At 55.3% G+C, this 528-nt stretch carries 1 protein-coding gene; it reads left to right on the plus strand.

Annotation, left to right across the window (positions count from 1 at the left end):
- Positions 1-120: 120 nt before the first annotated feature.
- A partial coding sequence (locus tag HMPREF3149_RS10830; RefSeq protein WP_168162214.1) for a relaxase/mobilization nuclease domain-containing protein occupies positions 121-528 on the plus strand: 408 nt, incomplete at its 3' end.

Here is a 528-nt window from a genome sequence, read left to right on the forward strand (position 1 = left end):
ACGGGAGTTTGAAAGAACGGATTATCGTCTCTCCCGTGACGTGGATCCGAACACGCTTGTTTCTATAGCCGACGATCTGGAAGCCATGGCGAGAGACGTTGCCGGACTTGTGGAGAAGACATGTCGATCACAACGGTAACGAGATCCAAGGACGCGGTGGCGGCGGCAACCTATGTTCTCTACGGCTCGAAGAGTGGGCCGGGTGAAGGGGCGGATGGCACACGTAAGTTGCGCGCAGCCCAGGCCTCAGTCATAGGCCCGCGCCCAGGGTTCGATCTGGATTCTTTTGGCCGTGATACACGAGCCTTAGTTAACCAGCATTCAACACGGGTTAATCAGGTCGTCTCGATTGTCCAATCTTTCTCACCCGACGAGCTCGATAAAACATCAGATGCTGATGCCGAGATGGCGCACCATGCAGGCTGTCGGTTAGCGGAGATTGTAGCCCCCCATTCCCCTGCTCTGATAGCCACTCACACCGATAGCAAATCGGGTGCCGTCCACAATCACATCCTGCTTGCTAATCAT

Origin of the sequence: Corynebacterium sp. HMSC05E07, from assembly GCF_001807225.1 — a bacterium.
Lineage (GTDB): Bacteria > Actinomycetota > Actinomycetes > Mycobacteriales > Mycobacteriaceae > Corynebacterium > Corynebacterium singulare.